The organism is Pseudomonas sp. PK-RTE-24 (assembly GCF_054052265.1).
Genome location: NZ_CM133224.1, coordinates 5,110,935 through 5,127,472 on the forward strand (window position 1 = coordinate 5,110,935; position 16,538 = coordinate 5,127,472).

General features: G+C 61.4%; 13 protein-coding genes. 8 read left to right on the forward strand and 5 right to left on the reverse strand.

Annotated features, from left to right (window positions below):
* Positions 1 to 50: 50 nt before the first annotated feature.
* Genes ACV8MC_RS22865 through ACV8MC_RS22875 form a run of 3 tightly spaced genes read right to left on the reverse strand, consistent with a single transcriptional unit; the run spans position 51 to position 4,229 of the window.
* Entirely contained in the window at positions 51 to 1,118 is a 1,068-nt protein-coding gene (locus ACV8MC_RS22865; RefSeq protein ID WP_457263592.1) for a lipocalin-like domain-containing protein, read from the reverse strand.
* Positions 1,108 to 3,576 carry an FtsX-like permease family protein gene (locus ACV8MC_RS22870; protein WP_457263593.1) on the reverse strand — a complete coding sequence of 823 codons (2,469 nt, stop codon included), beginning with the start codon at positions 3,574 to 3,576 and terminating at the stop codon, positions 1,108 to 1,110. The genes ACV8MC_RS22865 and ACV8MC_RS22870 overlap by 11 nt, the downstream gene beginning before the upstream one ends.
* A complete protein-coding gene (locus ACV8MC_RS22875) occupies positions 3,576 to 4,229 on the reverse strand; it encodes an ABC transporter ATP-binding protein (protein WP_457263595.1) in 654 nt (217 codons plus the stop codon). Before ACV8MC_RS22875 ends, ACV8MC_RS22870 begins: the two co-directional genes overlap by 1 nt.
* A gap of 139 nt (positions 4,230 to 4,368) precedes the next feature.
* Between ACV8MC_RS22875 and ACV8MC_RS22880 the strand changes: the two genes are divergently transcribed.
* Positions 4,369 to 6,342, forward strand: coding sequence for an alkyl/aryl-sulfatase (locus tag ACV8MC_RS22880; protein ID WP_457263597.1), 1,974 nt, complete (start codon positions 4,369 to 4,371; stop codon positions 6,340 to 6,342).
* A 219-nt stretch (positions 6,343 to 6,561) separates the two neighbouring features.
* Here ACV8MC_RS22880 and ACV8MC_RS22885 read toward each other — a convergent pair whose 3' ends face one another.
* Positions 6,562 to 7,413 (reverse strand): helix-turn-helix domain-containing protein, encoded by an 852-nt coding sequence (locus ACV8MC_RS22885; RefSeq protein WP_457263599.1) that lies wholly within the window; start codon positions 7,411 to 7,413, stop codon positions 6,562 to 6,564.
* Positions 7,414 to 7,509: 96 nt separating this feature from the next.
* Here ACV8MC_RS22885 and ACV8MC_RS22890 point away from each other — a divergent pair, with 96 nt between their 5' ends.
* Together ACV8MC_RS22890 and ACV8MC_RS22895 are read left to right on the forward strand one after the other, a co-directional pair.
* On the forward strand, positions 7,510 to 8,454 hold the full coding sequence (locus ACV8MC_RS22890; protein WP_457263601.1) for a LysR family transcriptional regulator: 945 nt from the start codon (positions 7,510 to 7,512) through the stop codon (positions 8,452 to 8,454).
* On the forward strand, positions 8,451 to 9,470 hold the full coding sequence (locus ACV8MC_RS22895; RefSeq protein ID WP_457263602.1) for a helix-turn-helix domain-containing protein: 1,020 nt from the start codon (positions 8,451 to 8,453) through the stop codon (positions 9,468 to 9,470). The genes ACV8MC_RS22890 and ACV8MC_RS22895 overlap by 4 nt, the downstream gene beginning before the upstream one ends.
* Before the next feature lie 140 nt (positions 9,471 to 9,610).
* Here the strand turns inward: ACV8MC_RS22895 and ACV8MC_RS22900 are convergent, their stop codons facing one another.
* Positions 9,611 to 11,308, reverse strand: coding sequence for a sulfatase-like hydrolase/transferase (locus tag ACV8MC_RS22900; protein WP_457263604.1), 1,698 nt, complete (start codon positions 11,306 to 11,308; stop codon positions 9,611 to 9,613).
* Between the two features lie 389 nt (positions 11,309 to 11,697).
* On the opposite strand from ACV8MC_RS22900, the gene ACV8MC_RS22905 reads away from it, so the two are divergent.
* From ACV8MC_RS22905 to ACV8MC_RS22925, 5 genes are read left to right on the forward strand one after another with little or no spacing between them, the layout of a single operon-like run.
* The gene (locus ACV8MC_RS22905; protein WP_056784540.1) at positions 11,698 to 13,050 is read left to right on the forward strand and encodes a UDP-glucose dehydrogenase family protein; all 1,353 of its coding nucleotides are present in this window, start codon (positions 11,698 to 11,700) and stop codon (positions 13,048 to 13,050) included.
* Positions 13,047 to 14,081 carry an NAD-dependent epimerase gene (locus ACV8MC_RS22910; RefSeq protein WP_095179537.1) on the forward strand — a complete coding sequence of 345 codons (1,035 nt, stop codon included), beginning with the start codon at positions 13,047 to 13,049 and terminating at the stop codon, positions 14,079 to 14,081. Before ACV8MC_RS22905 ends, ACV8MC_RS22910 begins: the two co-directional genes overlap by 4 nt.
* A gap of 14 nt (positions 14,082 to 14,095) precedes the next feature.
* Positions 14,096 to 14,842, forward strand: coding sequence for a sugar transferase (locus tag ACV8MC_RS22915; protein ID WP_041478600.1), 747 nt, complete (start codon positions 14,096 to 14,098; stop codon positions 14,840 to 14,842).
* Positions 14,842 to 15,489, forward strand: a complete 648-nt coding sequence (locus tag ACV8MC_RS22920; RefSeq protein ID WP_024012451.1) for a CpsD/CapB family tyrosine-protein kinase — start codon at positions 14,842 to 14,844, stop codon at positions 15,487 to 15,489. Before ACV8MC_RS22915 ends, ACV8MC_RS22920 begins: the two co-directional genes overlap by 1 nt.
* Positions 15,490 to 15,510: 21 nt before the next feature.
* Positions 15,511 to 16,533 carry a polysaccharide biosynthesis/export family protein gene (locus tag ACV8MC_RS22925; RefSeq protein WP_095179536.1) on the forward strand — a complete coding sequence of 341 codons (1,023 nt, stop codon included), beginning with the start codon at positions 15,511 to 15,513 and terminating at the stop codon, positions 16,531 to 16,533.
* Positions 16,534 to 16,538 lie beyond the last annotated feature (5 nt).

A 16,538-nucleotide genomic window follows, 5' to 3' on the forward strand; every position in this document is an offset into this window, starting at 1 on the left:
ACGCTTTCGCGAGCAGGCTCGCTCCCACAGGGAAGAAAGCGGTGCCGCCGTTAATACCCGGTCATTTCCAGATAGCCCTGGCCAGGATGGCTGCCATCGACCTTCACCGGCCCTTCCCAATAGGGAATACGCAAATCCATCCACGCATTGCGGTTGATCGCGTCAACGCTGATATCGAGTTTCTTGTCAGGAATGCGGATCGACCATTTCACCGGCATCGGCCGATCAGCAACCTTGGCCGTATCCTGCGGCACAAGGCTGATCTGCTCGCTGCGCAACGTCTGAATCTGCCCGTCAGCGGCGATCCAGGTGCCGGTCAGATAAGGCGCGCCGGTCTTCTGCCGCATGCGATAAAGCATCACGTGTTCGCCGCTGTCCAGATGCAGCGAGAACCAGTCCCAGCCAGTTTGATTGGCGGTGAGTGGCTGACTGCTCCACTCGCGATCGAGCCACGCCGGGCCGCTGACGGTGTAGGCCTGGCCGTCGATCTGCAGCGTGCCGCTGGCCTGGAAAAATGGCTGGCTGTAGTAATACGACGCCTGGCCTTCTTCGGATTTTTGGCTGAAACCGTTGTCGCCCTGCAGCACCAGCGGTCGGCTGGAGGTAAGGCGCAGTTGATAAGCGAAATTCTTGTCACGAGCACTGAGTTGCATATCGCTCAACGGATCCTGCGCCTGACTGGCAAACATCCAGTCATCGATCCACGCCTCGAACGGCGCCAGGCGCACGCCGGCCTGGCCTACTCCGCCCCGGGCGTAGCGCTCGGCGGCATGATGCACCGAGCGCGAAGTGACTGCCGCATGGCCCAGCCAGATCGTTTGGTTGCCCCAACCGGCCTGCTCGGCGACGGGTTTCAGGGCGCTGCGAAACAGCGTCCATTGCACGCCGAAATCATTGCCCTGCTGATCCTTGAGGTTGGCGGTGACGTACCACCACTCAATGCGAAAACCATCATGCGCGCCATGATCGGCCGGGAAGCTGAATACCCGTCCGGGCACCACCGGGGTGAAGGATTGCGCCTGATCGCCCATGCCGGCAAAGCCCTTTTCCTCCGGTGCAGGCTGATCGCAGCCAGCGAGCAGCAGCGCAATCATCAGCACGAGCCATTTAGTCCTCATGGGCAAACGTCCTCAGCAAGTCCGCCGGTTGTGTGCGGTACAGCGAATACAGCGGCCATGCCGAAGCCAGTAAAGTCGCGAGCAAGGCCAGGCCCATCAGTTGCAACAACTGCAACGGGAACACCCGCAGCGGCAGTCGCCAGCCGAACGCCTGCACGTTGATCACCGCATCGAGGCACCACGCCAGGGCGATGCCCAACGGCAGCGCCAACAGTAACGTCAATACGGCAAGCAGCCAGGTCTGACCGAGGTTGAGCAGCATCAATTGTTTGCGTGTAACGCCCAGCGCCCACAGCGGTGCGAGCTGACTGAGGCGACTCTGGCTCTGAGTGAGCAGACTGATGAACAGCGCCACACCCGCCACGGCCAGGGTCAGGCTGTTCAAAGCTGCTGTCGCAGCAAATGTGCGTTCAAAGACTTGGACCGACCAGCCCTTGAGCCGCGCCTGATCGACGATGCGGTTGTCATCTAGCGCAAAACGCGTCTGCAAGGCGTTGAGCAGCGCCGGAATCTGCGCTGGGTCGATACGCAGATTGAAGCGGTTCGGCGTGAGTTGCGGCCAGCCGCGCAGCAGGTGCTCACTGCTGATCAGCACGTGCCCCTTCGGATTGCCGTAGTCGGCGTAGATGCCGACGATGCGCGGCGACCATGTGCCGTTCGGCGTGGGAATGTTCAGATGCTCGCCCGGCTTCACTTTCAGGCGTCGCGCCAGTTGTTCGCTGAGCATCACCGCATCGTCCGTGGCCAGTTTGCCCCACGGATCGCTGCCACTGCTGTCGAGCAACGGCCAATGCTGGCGATAGTACGAGTGGTCGATGATGCCGTAGACATCGGCCGGCCAGCCTTGCAGCGTCACCGAAACCTGCCAGTTGGGCAGCACAGCGGTCACGTCGGGCTGCTGCTTGAGCCAACTGTGCATCTCGCGGGCCTGCGCCGGATTGGCCGGGTTGATGTACAACTCGGCGCTCAGGCGTTGTTCGAGCCAGTCGTTGAAGGTCTGGCGAAAACCGGCGGTCATGCTACCGGCGCCGATATTGGCGGCGAGCGCCAACAGCAGCGCCATCAGCGCCAGACTCAGGGCTGGCAGTTGCTGGCGGCAGTCGGCGAGAAACCACTGGCCGAGCACCGAACGACTGCGCCCGAGCAACGGGTTCAACAACGCGCTGAGCAACACCGGCAAGGCCAGCGCGGCACCGAGCAACAGCCCGGCCATGAGCACGAAACCGCTGCTCAGGCTGTCGCCCCAGATCAGCGCCGCCAGCGCAATTGTCAGCAGCGCTGTCGCCAGCCAACCCTGTCGGCGCAACCAGCGCGAATACTGTTGATGCCAGGCCTGCGGATCGGCCACCGCCAGCAACGGCAGGCGCGCCGCCCGCAGCAGACTGTTGGCCCCGGCCAGCAACGCGCCGAGCAGGCTCAGCCCTATGCCGCTGAACCACCACCAGGGACTCAGGCGCAACTGCCCCGCCACTTCCGCGCCATATAAACCGCGCAGGCTGGCGGCGACGTCCGGCAGCAGCACGCTGGCCAGCCAATAGCCGCTGATCACACCGAATAATCCGCCGATCAGCGCCAGCACACCCAGTTCAACCACCAGACATGCGATCAGCATTCGTGCACTGACGCCACAGGCGCGCAAGGTGCGCAGCAAACCTCGGCGCTGTTCCAGAGCGAGGCCGATGGCGGCGTGGACGATGAACAGGCCGACCAGAAACGACAGAAATCCAAGGGCATCGAGATTGAGGTGAAAGCTCTCGGTCAGCCGCGCGAGATTGTTTTCTTCGCCGCTGCTCTTGAGCTGCAAGCGATCGTTGAAACTCGCTGGTAATTCTTGATGAAAGTCCTTGGGTAGCAGCAGTCGCGACAATTGCTCGGGTTGTTCGAGCAGGCGCTGCGCTACGCCGATGTCGACCAGCAACAGGCCCGGCGCCATGTCCTTCTGCGCGAGCAGTGGCGGCAGGGTTTGGCCGTTTACGGTTTGCGGTGTATCACCTTCGCGCAAGCCGAGCATTTGCAGGGTGTCCGGAGAAATCCAGGTGCTGCCCGGCGGGCTGAAAAATTCGACGATGCGCTCGATCGGCATCGCCTGCCCGGCCACTGCCGAATCCGTCGGCAGCGACACCGGCTCGATGCCCATCACCTGAATCCGCTGGTCTTCGTGACCCTTGAGCGTCAGCCGGCCCTGCAACACCGGCGACACCGGCCAGCCCTGACGGCGCAATTCGATAAACCAGCGCTGGGGAAACAGCGCCCCATTCGGCGTGCTCAGGCTGGCTTGCGGTTCGCCGCCGATCATCTGGCTGGCCCGCGCGTAGCTGTCACGTGCCTGACTGTTCAGCGCCTCGACGCCAGTGAGCAGACTGGTGGCCAGCCACAGCCCGGTCAGCACGCTGAAAAACTGCACGGGATGGCGCCGCCAGTGGCTGAGCAGCGCGCGCAGGGTTTGCCGCCAGATCATCAGGCGACCCGCCCGCTCGACAACACCACACGCTGGGCCAATCGCGCCGCGACGCGCTGACTGTGGGTGACCATCAGCAGGGTCGTCGGCGTGTCATCGAGCAATTCGAGCAACAGCCGCAGCACTTCATCGCTGGTCGCTTCATCGAGGCTGCCGGTGGGTTCATCGGCCAACAGCAATTTCGGCTGCGAAGCCAATGCCCGGCCCAAAGCGACTCGTTGCTGCTGACCGCCGGAGAGTTGCTCGGGATACCGCGAGAGCAGATCGCCCAGACCCAGACGCTGCACCAGATGCGCTTGCCAGCGCGGCTCATGGCGCCCGGCCAGGCGCGCCTGAAAGGCCAGATTGTCTTCCACGCGCAGGCTGCCGATCAGGTTGAACTGCTGAAACACCAGACCGATTTCCGTACGCCGCCAGTTGGCCAGTTGCGCTTCGCTCATGGCTTCCAGACGATGTTCGCCGCTGCGGATGCTGCCGCTGTCGACCTTGTCCAGCCCCGCCACCAGATGCAGCAGCGTGCTTTTGCCACTGCCCGATTCGCCCATCAGCGCCAGGCTGCCACCGGCCTCCAGCGTCAGGTCGACGCCTTGCAGCACCGGCAACAATCCCTGTGGCGTGGCATAGCTTTTGAAAACGTCGCGAACCTCAAGCATGGGCAAACCCGATCAGTGAACCTGGGCCTAGGATAGCGGCCCTGAATGGTTTTTGTCCGCTGATGATCATCGTCAACCCAGCGCCGCACACTAAGCTGCTGGCTGTTCGGCCATAACGATAAAAAAACCGGAGACACCCATGCCCCGTTTCATCCTGAGCCCGCGTGGCCTGCTGACCTGCCTGATCACCGCTTGCCTGAGCCAGCCGTTGCTCGCTGCTGACGGTCCGGTGGCGCCAAGCGTGCAAACCGCCGCAAGCAACGCTGCCGTGCTGCAAACCCTGCCTTTCAGCGACCGCACCGATTTCGAATCCGTCAGCAAAGGCTTGATCGCACCGTTCAAGGGCCAGATCAAGGATGCCGCCGGCAAAGTCATCTGGAACGTCAATGCCTATGATTTCCTCGCCAAAGACAAGGCGCCGGAATCGGTCAATCCGAGCCTGTGGCGACTGGCACAACTCAATGCCCACGCCGGTCTGTTCGAGGTCAGCCCCAAGCTGTATCAGGTGCGCGGCCTCGACCTCGCCAACATGACCATCATCGAAGGTGACGACGGGCTGATCATCATCGATCCGCTGACCATGGCCGAAACCGCCAGGACGGCGCTGGATCTGTACTACGCCCATCGCCCGCGCAAACCCGTCGTCGCGGTGATCTACAGCCACACCCATGTCGATCATTTCGGCGGCGTGCGCGGGGTGATCGACGAGGCCGATGTCAAGTCCGGCAAGGTCAAGGTGTATGCGCCAGCGGGCTTCATGGAACACGTGATGAGCGAGAACGTCATGGCCGGCAATGCCATGAGCCGCCGCGCGCAGTACCAGTTCGGCAGCCTGTTGCCGCGCAGTGAAAAAGGTCAGGTCGATGCTGGCCTCGGCAAGAGCGCGCCCAGCGGTGGCACGGTCACACTGATCGCGCCTACCGATCTGATTGCCGAGCCGTTGGAAACCCGCACCATCGCTGGCCTGCAAGTCGAATTCCAGCTGACCCCGGGCACCGAAGCGCCAGCGGAAATGAACCTTTATCTACCGCAGCTGAAAGCCTTGTGCATGGCCGAAAACGCCACGCAGATGATGCACAACATCCTCACCCCGCGCGGTGCGCAGGTGCGTGACGCCAAAGCCTGGTCGCAATATCTCGATGACAGCCTGGCGCGCTATGGTGACAAGGCCGACGTGCTGTTCGCCCAACACAACTGGCCGACCTGGGGTGGCGAGCGGATTCGTACTTTGCTCGCCGATCAGCGCGACATGTACGCGTTCATCAACGACCGCACCCTGCACTTGCTCAACCAGGGCCTGACGCCGCTGGAAATTGCCGAAGCAATCAAGAAACTGCCCGGCTCGCTCGATCAGAAGTGGTACACCCGTGGCTATTACGGCTCGCTGAGTTTCAATACGCGCGCGGTGTATCAGCGTTACATGGGTTTCTACGACGGCAACCCGGCCAACCTCAACCCGCTGCCGCCGGTCGATGCGGCTAAACGCTCGGTCGAGGCCATGGGCGGTGCCGCGTCGGTGCTGGAAAAAATGCGCAGTGCGATGGCCAGTGCTGACTACCGATGGGCCGCGCAGTTGGGCAACCAGTTGCTGTTCGCCGATCCGGACAACGCGGATGCCCGCAACGCTCAAGCCGAGACGCTGGAGCAGTTGGGTTATCAAAGCGAGAACGCCACCTGGCGCAACATGTACCTGACCGGTGCGATGGAACTGCGCAACGGCGTACCACCGCAGTCTGCCAATACCGTATCGGTGGACATGGTCCGGGCGATGAGTCCGGAAATGTTCTTCGATTACCTCGCGGTACGCCTGGACAGCGACAAAGCCGTGGCCCATGACCTGACGCTGAACTGGACGTTCGACGATGTGCAAAAGGATTTCACCCTGACCCTGCGCAACGGCGTGCTGACTCACCGCGCCGGCTTGAATCCGGCGGCGGATGCGAGCGTCAGCCTGAGCCGCGATACGCTGGAGAAGATCAGCCTGAAGCAATTGGACTTCCCGACGGCGATGCAAAAAGGACTGGTGAAGTTGCAGGGCAATGGTCAGAAATTCGGATTATTGATGGGCAGCCTGGATACGTTCGGGCCGCAGTTCAATATCGTCACGCCGTAAGTCAAAAGCCCCTCACCCTAGCCCTCTCCCAAAGGGAGAGGGGACTGACCGTGTTGGATGTACGAGATACGCCGAGGTGGGATACCGAGTAGAACTCAGATTCCGAACGCCATGAAGATCGGCTCCCTTTCCCCCTCGCCCCCTTGGGGGAGAGGGCTGGGGTGAGGGGGGAAATCTTGCTGGCACCCTCAATAACGATCAATCACCTCAATCCTGCTTTCAACAAACCTGCCCCGGATTCAACCGAAACTGCTTCGGCGTAATCCCGAACTGTTTGCGGAACGCGCGGATAAAGTTGCTCGGCTGGCGATAACCCAGCCGCTCAGCGATCCGCTCGATCGGTTGATCACCCGCCGTCAGCCAGTGCCGCGCCATCGTCAGATTGTCCTCACGCGCAGGCGCACAAGTTGCAGCGTGCCAGTGGCGCAGCATGCTCTGGTGCAGAAACGGGTTGGCGCCCAGCAAAGCCTGATCGAGCCTGGAGCGCGGCAAGGTCAGGCACAGATGCTCGCCCTGCTCCACCGCGATACCCACTCCACGCAGCCAGCCACCGGCCATTTGCGCGGGGCGCAGGCTGACACTCACAAACAAATCTCCAGGCGCCCCGCCGAGTCGACGGGCAATGTTGCGCACCAGCGTTATCGCCGCCGCATCCAGAGCGAAATGATGGAGCTGCCCCTGCTGCGAACGCAGGCGCAAATGAGCAAAATCGCCCGCCTCGACCAATTCCACCGCAATGTAATTGATCACCCTTGGCAAGCAGTCGATGAAGCACTTCAGACTGGCCCGCAGGGTCGCGGCCGAGTCGAGCAGAATATTCAGTCCTTGCAGGCAATCGGTCGCCATCCCGTCGGACAGTTCGCAGCCAAACGTCGGCGCTACCCCGGCCCATTCACACTCACGCCACAACCGTTCAAGCGCTTGTGCGGCGATCAATTGATGCTGTCTGGCAAGCACAGACGGGCAGATCCCGACGCGCGCCATCAAGCGTTGCGGGCACAGCCCGGACTGGCGAGCATGCGCGAGAATCGTGCGGGTGAACGCGCTGGACGCGAACAGAGGCTGAGACATGAAGGCGGCCATCGAAGAACAGGCGTGTACTTATGCCAGCGGACGTGCTATCGATCCAATGCATTAAAAGTATTCACAAAATGCAGGAGATGCATGATGGATCTTCGCCAGCTTCGCCACTTGATCGCCCTCGCTGATTACCGCAACTTCGGTCGCGCCGCCGAGGCGATCAACCTCAGCCAACCAGCGTTCAGCCGCAGCATCCAGACTCTGGAACGGGATCTCGGCTGCGAACTGGTCGAGCGCAGCAGCCGTGAGTTTCGCCTGACCGGGCAAGGCCAACTGGTGCTGCAACATGCGCGGCGCCTGCTCGCTGGCAGTCAGGCGCTGCACAACGAATTGACGCAATACAACGGCCTCACCGGCGGCGAACTGCAATTCGGTTGCGGCCCGTATCCGGCGCAGGTGCTGGTGCCGGAAGCGCTGGCCGACTTCATTGATGCGCATCCGGCGATTCGCACGCGGTTTCATCAGGGCGACTGGCAGCAATTGTCGCTGTGGTTGCGCGAGCAGCAGATCGAGTTTTTCGTCGCCGATGCGCGGCACTTTGTCAGCGATCCGCAGTATCAGGTGCATCTGCTGCGCACGCGGCCGGGACGGTTTTTCTGTCGCGCCGGCCATCCGCTCCTCGCGCAACGAGACCTGCGATTGCGCGCCCTGCTAGATTACCCGATCGTCGGCACGCGCATTCCACCGATGATCCGCAAGGTGCTCGCCGATATCCTCGGTGAGCAGGACTTCACCCCAAGCGTCGAGTGCGCACAATTTGACGCGATTCAGCGCGTAGTGCTGCGTTCAGACGCGGTGGGGCTCGCCACGCTTGAGGCCTTGCGTGAACAACTTGATCGAGGCCTGATCGAGCTGCTCGACTTTGTCGACGTCCCCCATGACGAGCCTGCGCTGCAACTGGGTTACGGCATCGTCAGCCGCGCCGGTTTTACCCTGACGCCAGCAGCGCGGGCGATGATCGAGGCGATCCTCAGCGTCGATCAGCGTTTGCTGGCGGCTAACGGAGCGACGGGAGACGCGCGCGCAACATGAGCAAAACCCATCCGCAATCCGTCAACGCTTTTTACGCGCCGACCCTGCTGCCGGCCATTGAAGAATTGCTCGCGCGCGGCGTTACCCAAGACGCCATCGAAGCGCAGCTGCGCCGCAGCCTGTTCGATCTGCGCACGCCGTTCACGCGCATGCCGCTGCTGATGTCACGGCGCTTCTGGGCGTTTGCCGTGGAACAGAGCGGGGATCCACTGATCGGTCTGGCGGCGGGCGAACGTTTCGTTTCGACGGCCACCAATGGGCTGACCTATCTGTTCGATGTCGCCGTGTCGCTGGAACGTGCCTGTGCGTTTTTCGCCGAGTACTTTGCGTTTTTCAACGGACATTTCCGTGTGCAAATCCTGCGTGAAGATGACGGCGTAACACTGCGTCTGGTCGAAGCCGGCAGTCTGGGTGCTCCGGCGGCGCTGACCGATTACATCCTTGTCAGCCTGTGCAGCCTGGTGCGGCGCAAATTGCTCGCCAGCGGCGTGAATCGTGATCCGGTGCTGGGCGTGGCTCTGGTGTCGGCCAGCCGTGAGGAACATGAATCGGCGTTGCGCGCCCCGGTGAGCGCAGAGCAGTCGTGCGCGGCGATTCATCTGGATCCTCAGCTGTTCGTGATGCCGTTGACACCGGGCAATCCGGCATTGGAAACAACGCTTGTCGATCTGCTGGAACAGACCCGATGTCTCAGTGAATCGACCTTGCTCGGACAGCTCAGCGATTATCTGATCGAAGATCTGGCTTCAGCGGATTGGCAGCAGTTCTGTGCTACACAGCATGTGCTTGAGCGCACGGCGGCAAGGCGTTTGAAGGCGTTGGGCTGGACTTTCAGCGAACTGCTTGATGAGCATCGGCGCTATCGTGCCGAGGACTTGTTGCAGTCCGGGGCGCTAGAGCTGGTCGACGTGGCGGATCGCTTGGGTTACAGCGATGTGCAGGGATTCAACCGGGCTTTCGCGCGCTGGCTGAAGTGCGCGCCTGGGGAGTATCGCGCGCGGTGGCTGAAGCTTTGAATTGGCTGGTGTCAGTGCTGGCCCCATCGCTGGCAAGCCAGCTCCCACAGAGGCCAGTGCTGACACAGGATTTGTGAACAACCTCGAACCCTGTGGGAGCTGGCTTGCCAGCGAAGAGGCCCGCCCGAGCAACCCAAAACTCACTGCCCCGAAGCCACACTCGCCGGCGCCCGCTCGGGCGTAACGATGCTGTCCAGATCGATATGCTTCCACTCAGGCTTGGCCCCCAAGCGCGCATTGAAGCGGTAGTTGAAAGTGAACTCATCCGCCGTCGGCACGCTCAGCGGTTTGCCATATACCGCTTCAATCCCCGCAAGGTCATATCCCATCACCTGCAGCAGCGTCGGGAAGATGTTGTAGTGGCTGGAGCGGTCCTTGTTTGCCGGCAGATTCGCCGCCCAGTCCGGCGCCTGCAATCCACGGCCCTGAATCACCACCAGCGGCACCAGCCCCTCCTCTTCCACCGGGTCGCCGCCGCAGTGGGTATTCAAGCCCGGGTTGCCGCGCTCATGCAGATCCTGGCCATGATCGGAGGTGTAGATCAGCAGCGCATTGTCCAGATTGGCCTGGGCAAACACCCGGGCGAAGAACTCGCCGACGTTCCACAACAGCGTGTTCTTGTAGGCGTTGCGATACAGCACCCAGTCATCCGGCTGGCCATTGAAACCGGGGCGTTCGCCAGTGTCGGCGACTTCGGTGAACTGCCCGCGCGGCAGCGTCGGCCGGTAGGCCATGAACGCGTCCGGGTATTTGTCATGCACCGGAAAATGCGCGCCGACCTTATTGATCACGATCAGCTCGGGGCGATCGTCATTGAGCAATTCGATCAGCTTCGCCGCTGCCGCCATATCGCGGTCGCGCACGCTGGTCTGGTCGAATTGCACGAAACTGTCGATGTCGTTTTTCTCGGCGGCGGTCATCAGGTTCTGCAGGTTGCCGGCCGTGCGTTGGGCGTCGATGTAGACCGTGCCGAGCCCGGCCTTCTTCGCGTACTGCCAGATCGACGGCAACGTGCTGTTGATGCGCCTGTAATCGGCGCGGGTGCCGCCGTAGCGCAAGGTGACGTTGGTGTCGGCGCTGCAGTTGGCAATGGACGCGGCATAACCGAAGTTGAAGACATCGACCCCGGCCGGCGCTTGCTTGAGGTTACTGTGCACGCCGAACGGCGCGTTGATGTCGAGGTAATTGCCGGAAATGCTTTCGTCGATGATCAGCACGATATCGTGGCTGATGGCAGGCGCGGCGCGCGCGAGCGTCACCGATTCACGCGGGCCGACGGTGTCATGCAACGCTTCGTAAGCAAACAGGTTGAGGTAGGCCAGCGGCGTGTACATGATCGGCAGACCACGTGCGCCCTCTCCCGCTCGTAGAAACAACAATCCGCTGAGCATCAATACGCCGACGAGGGGCGCCGCGACCCGCAACGTGTTGGGTATGAACAGCGCATGACGCGGCTTGAGCCCGATGCCGAACAACAGCAGCAAGCCACTGAGCAGCGCGCGCAGGATCGCGTCGCGGTACTGATAGGCCGCTTCCTGAATGAAGCCGCCGGAGTACACCAGCGAGACAAAATCGCTGTACCTCAGGTAATCCGCCGTGACCCGGGTATAGACATCGAAAAAAACCGCCGCAACAAACAGCGTTAATGCGAACGCATGTCGAACAAGAGCCTGACGTATATAGGCAGTTAGATATAACGCGAAAGTAAGCGCCAAAAACATCGCGCCAAAAACAAGTACATTAAAACCCCACCCGATAGCATTTAACCGGTCCAGATAGTAGTCGGAAAAGAGCAATAAGTAGGCAACTAAAAGCAGTTCCTTGGCGTATTTGAACATGGCGATACCGGCCGTCCGAAATGGGAGGTTGTCAAAGCTTTGTCGGTCAGAACCTGACACTAGCACCCGGCCATCAAAGCGCAAGAAATGACTGATAGCCGGGTAAAGCGTCAAAAAAACGGTGACTCAAATCTGACACACCGGCGGGGATGAAAGCCTTTAATTTCGGGGACTTAGACCGTCTGTCGGTTAAATTGAATCTGAACAAATCTGCAAAGAAAGAACAAATTCAATCGCAGCAATGACTTGATGGCCAATCGCCAAAAACGCCTCAAGTGTTATACCCGTGCAACATGTCATTTTGCTGACACGCTTTTCAAACCCTGCGCTATACCCCTTTAACAATCTCATTCCGTAGTTAACTTTTCTGGTTTTATTGAGGTGCGCAGATGGACGTGAGCGTATTTGGCACTGGCTATGTCGGACTTATACAAGCCGCTGCACTTGCCGATGTCGGTCATCGGGTTTTATGCATTGATATTGATCCCAACAAGATCAAACAACTGCAACAAGCGGTACCGCCCATCAGTGAACCAGGCCTGTCCGCAACACTTGAAGAAAACATCAAGGCCGGGCGCTTGTTGTTCAGCACCCAGGCCAGTGATGCGGTGACTCACGCCGAGCTGATTTTCATCGCCGTCGGCACCCCGGCGGACGAAGACGGCTCAGCCGACCTCAGCCATGTACTCAACGTCGCCCGGCAGATCGCCGGCCTGATGGAGGCCGATCGCACGCTGATCATCAAATCCACAGTGCCGGTCGGGACTGCCGATCAGGTTCTGGCCACGGCCACCAGCGAATTGCTGCAGCGCGGAAAAACCGAGCTGCAGGTGCGTGTGGTTTCCAACCCGGAATTTCTCAAGGAAGGCAGTGCCCTCGCCGACTGCATGCGCCCGGACCGGATCATCATCGGCACCCGCGACGACGCTGCCCGCGAGCAGATGAGCGAGCTGTACGCGCCGTTCTGCCGCAACCACGAAAAACTGATGTTCATGGACAACCGCAGCGCCGAGCTGACCAAATACGCGGCCAACGCGATGCTCGCCACCCGCATCAGTTTCATGAACGAACTGGCCAATCTCACCGAGCTGCTCGGCGCCGACATCGAAGCGGTGCGCAAAGGCATCGGCTCCGACCCGCGCATCGGCTACCACTTCATCTATCCGGGCTGCGGCTTCGGTGGCTCGTGCTTTCCCAAGGATCTGCGGGCCTTGCTGCACACCGCCGAACACAACGGCATGCCGTTGAAACTGCTGCGCAGCGTCACCGACGTCAATGACAGCCAACGGCACATCCTGTTCAGCAAACTGCGCGCGCAGTTTCCGCAAGGCCTGGCCGGCAAATCCATCGCGGTCTGGGGCCTGGCGTTCAAACCGAACACCGACGACATGCGCGAAGCCCCCAGCCGTTACCTGATGGACGCGTTGTGGGCCGAAGGCGCCAGCGTGCAGGCCTACGATCCGGAAGCCATGTCCGAGTGCCGACGCATCTACGGCTATCGCAACGACCTGCACTTGTGCGCAACCCGCGACGACACCCTTGAAGACGCCGACGCGCTGGTGATCTGCACCGAGTGGAAAAACTTCCGCGTGGTCGATTTCGAGCTGCTCGCCGAGAAGCTGCGTTCGAAGGTGATCATCGATGGGCGCAACCTTTACAACCCGGAACAGGTTGCCGCCGCCGGCCTGCATTACAGCGGCATCGGCCTGCGCCACATCGCCCCTGAAGGGCTGCGGCCATGAAGATTCTGGTGACCGGTGCCGCCGGTTTCATTGGTGCCCATTGCGTCCTGCGCTTGCTGCGCGACGGGCATTCGGTGGTCGGCCTGGACAATTTCAACCACTACTACGACCCGCAGCTCAAGCACGACCGCGTGCAGTGGGTGCGCGAGCAGGTCGGCGATTTTCCGCTGGCCACGGTGGATCTGGCCCACGCTTCGGCGATCGATGCGCTGTTTGCCCGCGAGCAGCCACAAGTGGTGATCCATCTGGCTGCGCAGGCCGGGGTGCGTTATTCGCTGGACAATCCACGGGCGTATCTGGACAGCAACCTCAACGGTTTCCTGAACATTCTCGAGAGCTGCCGCCACCACCCGGTCGAACACCTGATCTACGCCTCGTCGAGTTCGGTGTACGGCGCCAATCAACACACGCCTTACTCGGTCAAGGATGGCGTCAACCATCCGCTGTCGCTGTACGCCGCGACCAAGAAAGCCAATGAACTGATGGCGCACAGCTACAGCCATCTGTTCGGCATTCCCTGCACCGGCCTGCGCTTTTTCACCGTGTACGGGCCTTGGGGTCGGCCGGACATGTCGCCGATCCAGTTCGCCCGGGCGATCAGCGAAGGCGAGCCGCTGAAGCTGTTCAATTACGGCGAGCACCAGCGCGATTTCACCTACATCGACGACATCATCGAAAGCATCGCACGCCTCATCGATCAGCCACCGCAAGCCAATCCGCAGTGGGATCGCGAGCAGCCCGACCCGGCCAGCAGCATGGCGCCGTGGCGTCTGTTCAACATTGGCGGGCAGCGGCCGGTTGCACTGAAAACCTACCTCGCGCTGATGGAAAAACATCTCGATCGGCAAGCCATTGTCGAGCTGCTGCCGCTGCAACCGGGCGACGTGCTCAACACCTGCGCCGAGGCCAGCGATCTGGCCCAGGCCACCGGATTCCAGCCCCGGATAGAACTGGATGAAGGACTGGGCCGCTTCATCGCCTGGTTCCGCGACTACTACCCCATTGCCCGTGCGCCGCTTGCGGCTGATTGAATGCGGAGGACGCCATGACTGGACATGAAAGAAGTGTGTCGATTGCACAGATGCGCCCTGACAAGCGCGTCGACCCGGAACATCGCATGCGCCTCGACGCGGCGATCCACCGTCAGGGTCGCGGCTGGCTCAGCGGCCGCGATGGCGGCCGCCCATGGCAGCTGTCGCGGACCAACCGGGTGGTCGCCTGCCTCGGCGCGCTGACGATTCTCGTGCTGATCTCGCCAGTGCTGCTGGGCCTGGCCCTGGCCATCAAGCTCACCAGCCCGGGGCCGGTGCTGTTCGTGCAGAAACGCACCGGTTATCGCGGGCGCAAGTTCGGCATGTTCAAGTTCCGCACCATGGTCAGCAACGCCGAAGACCTCAAAGAGTCGCTGCGCCACCTGAACAAACACGGGGCTGACGCCATCGACTTCAAGATCGACAAGGACCCGCGTGTCACCGGCATCGGCAGTTTTCTGCGGCGCACCAGCCTCGACGAGCTGCCCAATCTGATCAACGTAGTGACCGGCGACATGCGCCTGGTCGGCCCTCGTCCGACCTCGTTCAACGCCTACCGCTACAAGGACAATCACCTCGCGCGTCTGGCGATCTACCCCGGCATGACCGGTCTGTGGCAGATCTCCGGACGCAGCAACATCGACTTCGACCAGCGCGTTGAGTTGGACCTCAGCTACATCGCCGAGCAGAGCCTTCTGCTTGATCTGAAGATTCTGTTGAAAACCCCCTTCAAAGTATTCAGCGGCCACGGAGCAAGCTAATGGACGGTTCAACCAATAAAAGCCTGAGCATCGCCAGCCCCAGCGAATCGAATCTGACTTCGACCGTGCTGGATCTCGATCTGCGCATTCTGTTCCTGACCGCCGCCAACCCCGGCGCCGGCACCACCACCAGCGCTCTGGCACTGGCCAGTCAGCTGGCGCAGATGAGCAGCGGCCAGGTGCTGCTGGTCGACGCCAGCCAGTCGGCGAACAACCTCACCCAGCAGATGAACCTCGGCAAGGAGCGCGGCCTGCGCGACCTGCTGTTCAACCCGGGCAACCCGCCGCTGTTGCAGGACTGCGTGGTGCAGGTCTCGAGCCTGCCATTCCATGTGCTGCCCAACGGCCGGCCGATCCGCACGCTGGAACACCTGACCGCCGAGCGCCTGAGCCCGTTGCTCGACCAGTTGGGCAGCCAGTACCGCTTTGTGGTGATCGACGGCGACGCGGTGTATTCCGCCGCCGACACCCTGGTCATCAGTACTCAGGTCGACGGCGTGGTGTTTGTCGTGCGCGCCGAAGACACCCGCTGGGAAGTCGCCCAGGCCGCTGTGCAACGCCTGACTCAGGCCGGGGCGAAAGTGGTCGGCAGCGTGTTCAACCGGCGTAAGTACTACATGCCCAAATGGCTTTACAAAAACCTGTAAGCGAACGCAAAGGATGACGCCATGAACGCCAGAATGCTTGTCCTGCTGTTGCTGCCGCTTGCGGGCTGCTCCAGCACTTCCGACACCCAGAACATGCCGGTGAATATTCTCACCGCCTCCCCGGCCAACGCCCAGGCGACCGATATGCCGAAGATCGAGCAGACCCTGCGCCCGCAGGATGTGCTGGACGTGATCTTCCATATCAGCACCAGCGGTTCGGACGCCTACCGCGTGCAATCGGGCGACCAGATCGGCCTGAATTTCACCGCCGCCAGCCAGCTCAACGGCAATCAACTGGTGCTGCCCGACGGCACCATCGAACTGCCGGGCGCCAACACCTCGGTGAAAATCGCCGGGCTGACCAGCGAAGAAGCGCGCCAGGAAATCCAGCGCGTGTATCAGCGCAAACAGCTGTTCCAGCCCAACCGCAACCAGCTCACCGTGCAGATCATCAGCCCGCTGAGCAACGAGCAGAACCTGAAAAGCGCCCTCAATCACCCGGCCACCGGCATGAGCCGCGAGATCACCGTCGGCACTGACGGCTACGCGAGTTTTCCGGAAATCGGCGCCGTGCCGCTGCAAGGCATGACCGTCAATCAACTGGAATCGTTCCTCAACAAAAAGTACGCGCAACTGCCGGGCCGCATGACCGTGGACGTGCTGCTCAAGTCCACCGCAGGCAACGAGATCTACGTGCTGGGTGAAGTCGCACAACCGGGCTCGTATCCGATCCGCCGGCCGGTGTCGGTGCTCGAGGCGCTGACCCTGGCGCGCGGTACCAACGTCAAGGCGCGGCTGGATTCGGTGGTGATCATGCGGCGCAACGGCAATCAGGTGAAAGCCGTGCGCTACGACGTCGAAAAAGCGCTGTCCGGCGACGCCCCGCAAATCGCCTACCTGCAACCGGACGACATGCTCTACGTGCCAAAAACCAAACTGGCCAGCGCCGGCGAACTCGCCCGCCAACTGGCTGATGTGGTGCTGTTCCAGGGCGTCGGTTTCAGCTTCGGCTACCGCGTCGACAACAAAGACAGTGACAACTAACTCAC

What these genes read in the sequence shown, in the direction of transcription:
- ACV8MC_RS22865 (WP_457263592.1), bottom strand. Translation starts at nt 1,118, where the DNA reads ATGAGGACTAAATGGCTCGTGCTGATGATTGCGCTGCTGCTCGCTGGC.
- ACV8MC_RS22870 (WP_457263593.1), bottom strand. Translation starts at nt 3,576, where the DNA reads ATGATCTGGCGGCAAACCCTGCGCGCGCTGCTCAGCCACTGGCGGCGC.
- ACV8MC_RS22875 (WP_457263595.1), bottom strand. Translation starts at nt 4,229, where the DNA reads ATGCTTGAGGTTCGCGACGTTTTCAAAAGCTATGCCACGCCACAGGGA.
- ACV8MC_RS22880 (WP_457263597.1), top strand. Translation starts at nt 4,369, where the DNA reads ATGCCCCGTTTCATCCTGAGCCCGCGTGGCCTGCTGACCTGCCTGATC.
- ACV8MC_RS22885 (WP_457263599.1), bottom strand. Translation starts at nt 7,413, where the DNA reads ATGTCTCAGCCTCTGTTCGCGTCCAGCGCGTTCACCCGCACGATTCTC.
- ACV8MC_RS22890 (WP_457263601.1), top strand. Translation starts at nt 7,510, where the DNA reads ATGGATCTTCGCCAGCTTCGCCACTTGATCGCCCTCGCTGATTACCGC.
- ACV8MC_RS22895 (WP_457263602.1), top strand. Translation starts at nt 8,451, where the DNA reads ATGAGCAAAACCCATCCGCAATCCGTCAACGCTTTTTACGCGCCGACC.
- ACV8MC_RS22900 (WP_457263604.1), bottom strand. Translation starts at nt 11,308, where the DNA reads ATGTTCAAATACGCCAAGGAACTGCTTTTAGTTGCCTACTTATTGCTC.
- ACV8MC_RS22905 (WP_056784540.1), top strand. Translation starts at nt 11,698, where the DNA reads ATGGACGTGAGCGTATTTGGCACTGGCTATGTCGGACTTATACAAGCC.
- ACV8MC_RS22910 (WP_095179537.1), top strand. Translation starts at nt 13,047, where the DNA reads ATGAAGATTCTGGTGACCGGTGCCGCCGGTTTCATTGGTGCCCATTGC.
- ACV8MC_RS22915 (WP_041478600.1), top strand. Translation starts at nt 14,096, where the DNA reads ATGACTGGACATGAAAGAAGTGTGTCGATTGCACAGATGCGCCCTGAC.
- ACV8MC_RS22920 (WP_024012451.1), top strand. Translation starts at nt 14,842, where the DNA reads ATGGACGGTTCAACCAATAAAAGCCTGAGCATCGCCAGCCCCAGCGAA.
- ACV8MC_RS22925 (WP_095179536.1), top strand. Translation starts at nt 15,511, where the DNA reads ATGAACGCCAGAATGCTTGTCCTGCTGTTGCTGCCGCTTGCGGGCTGC.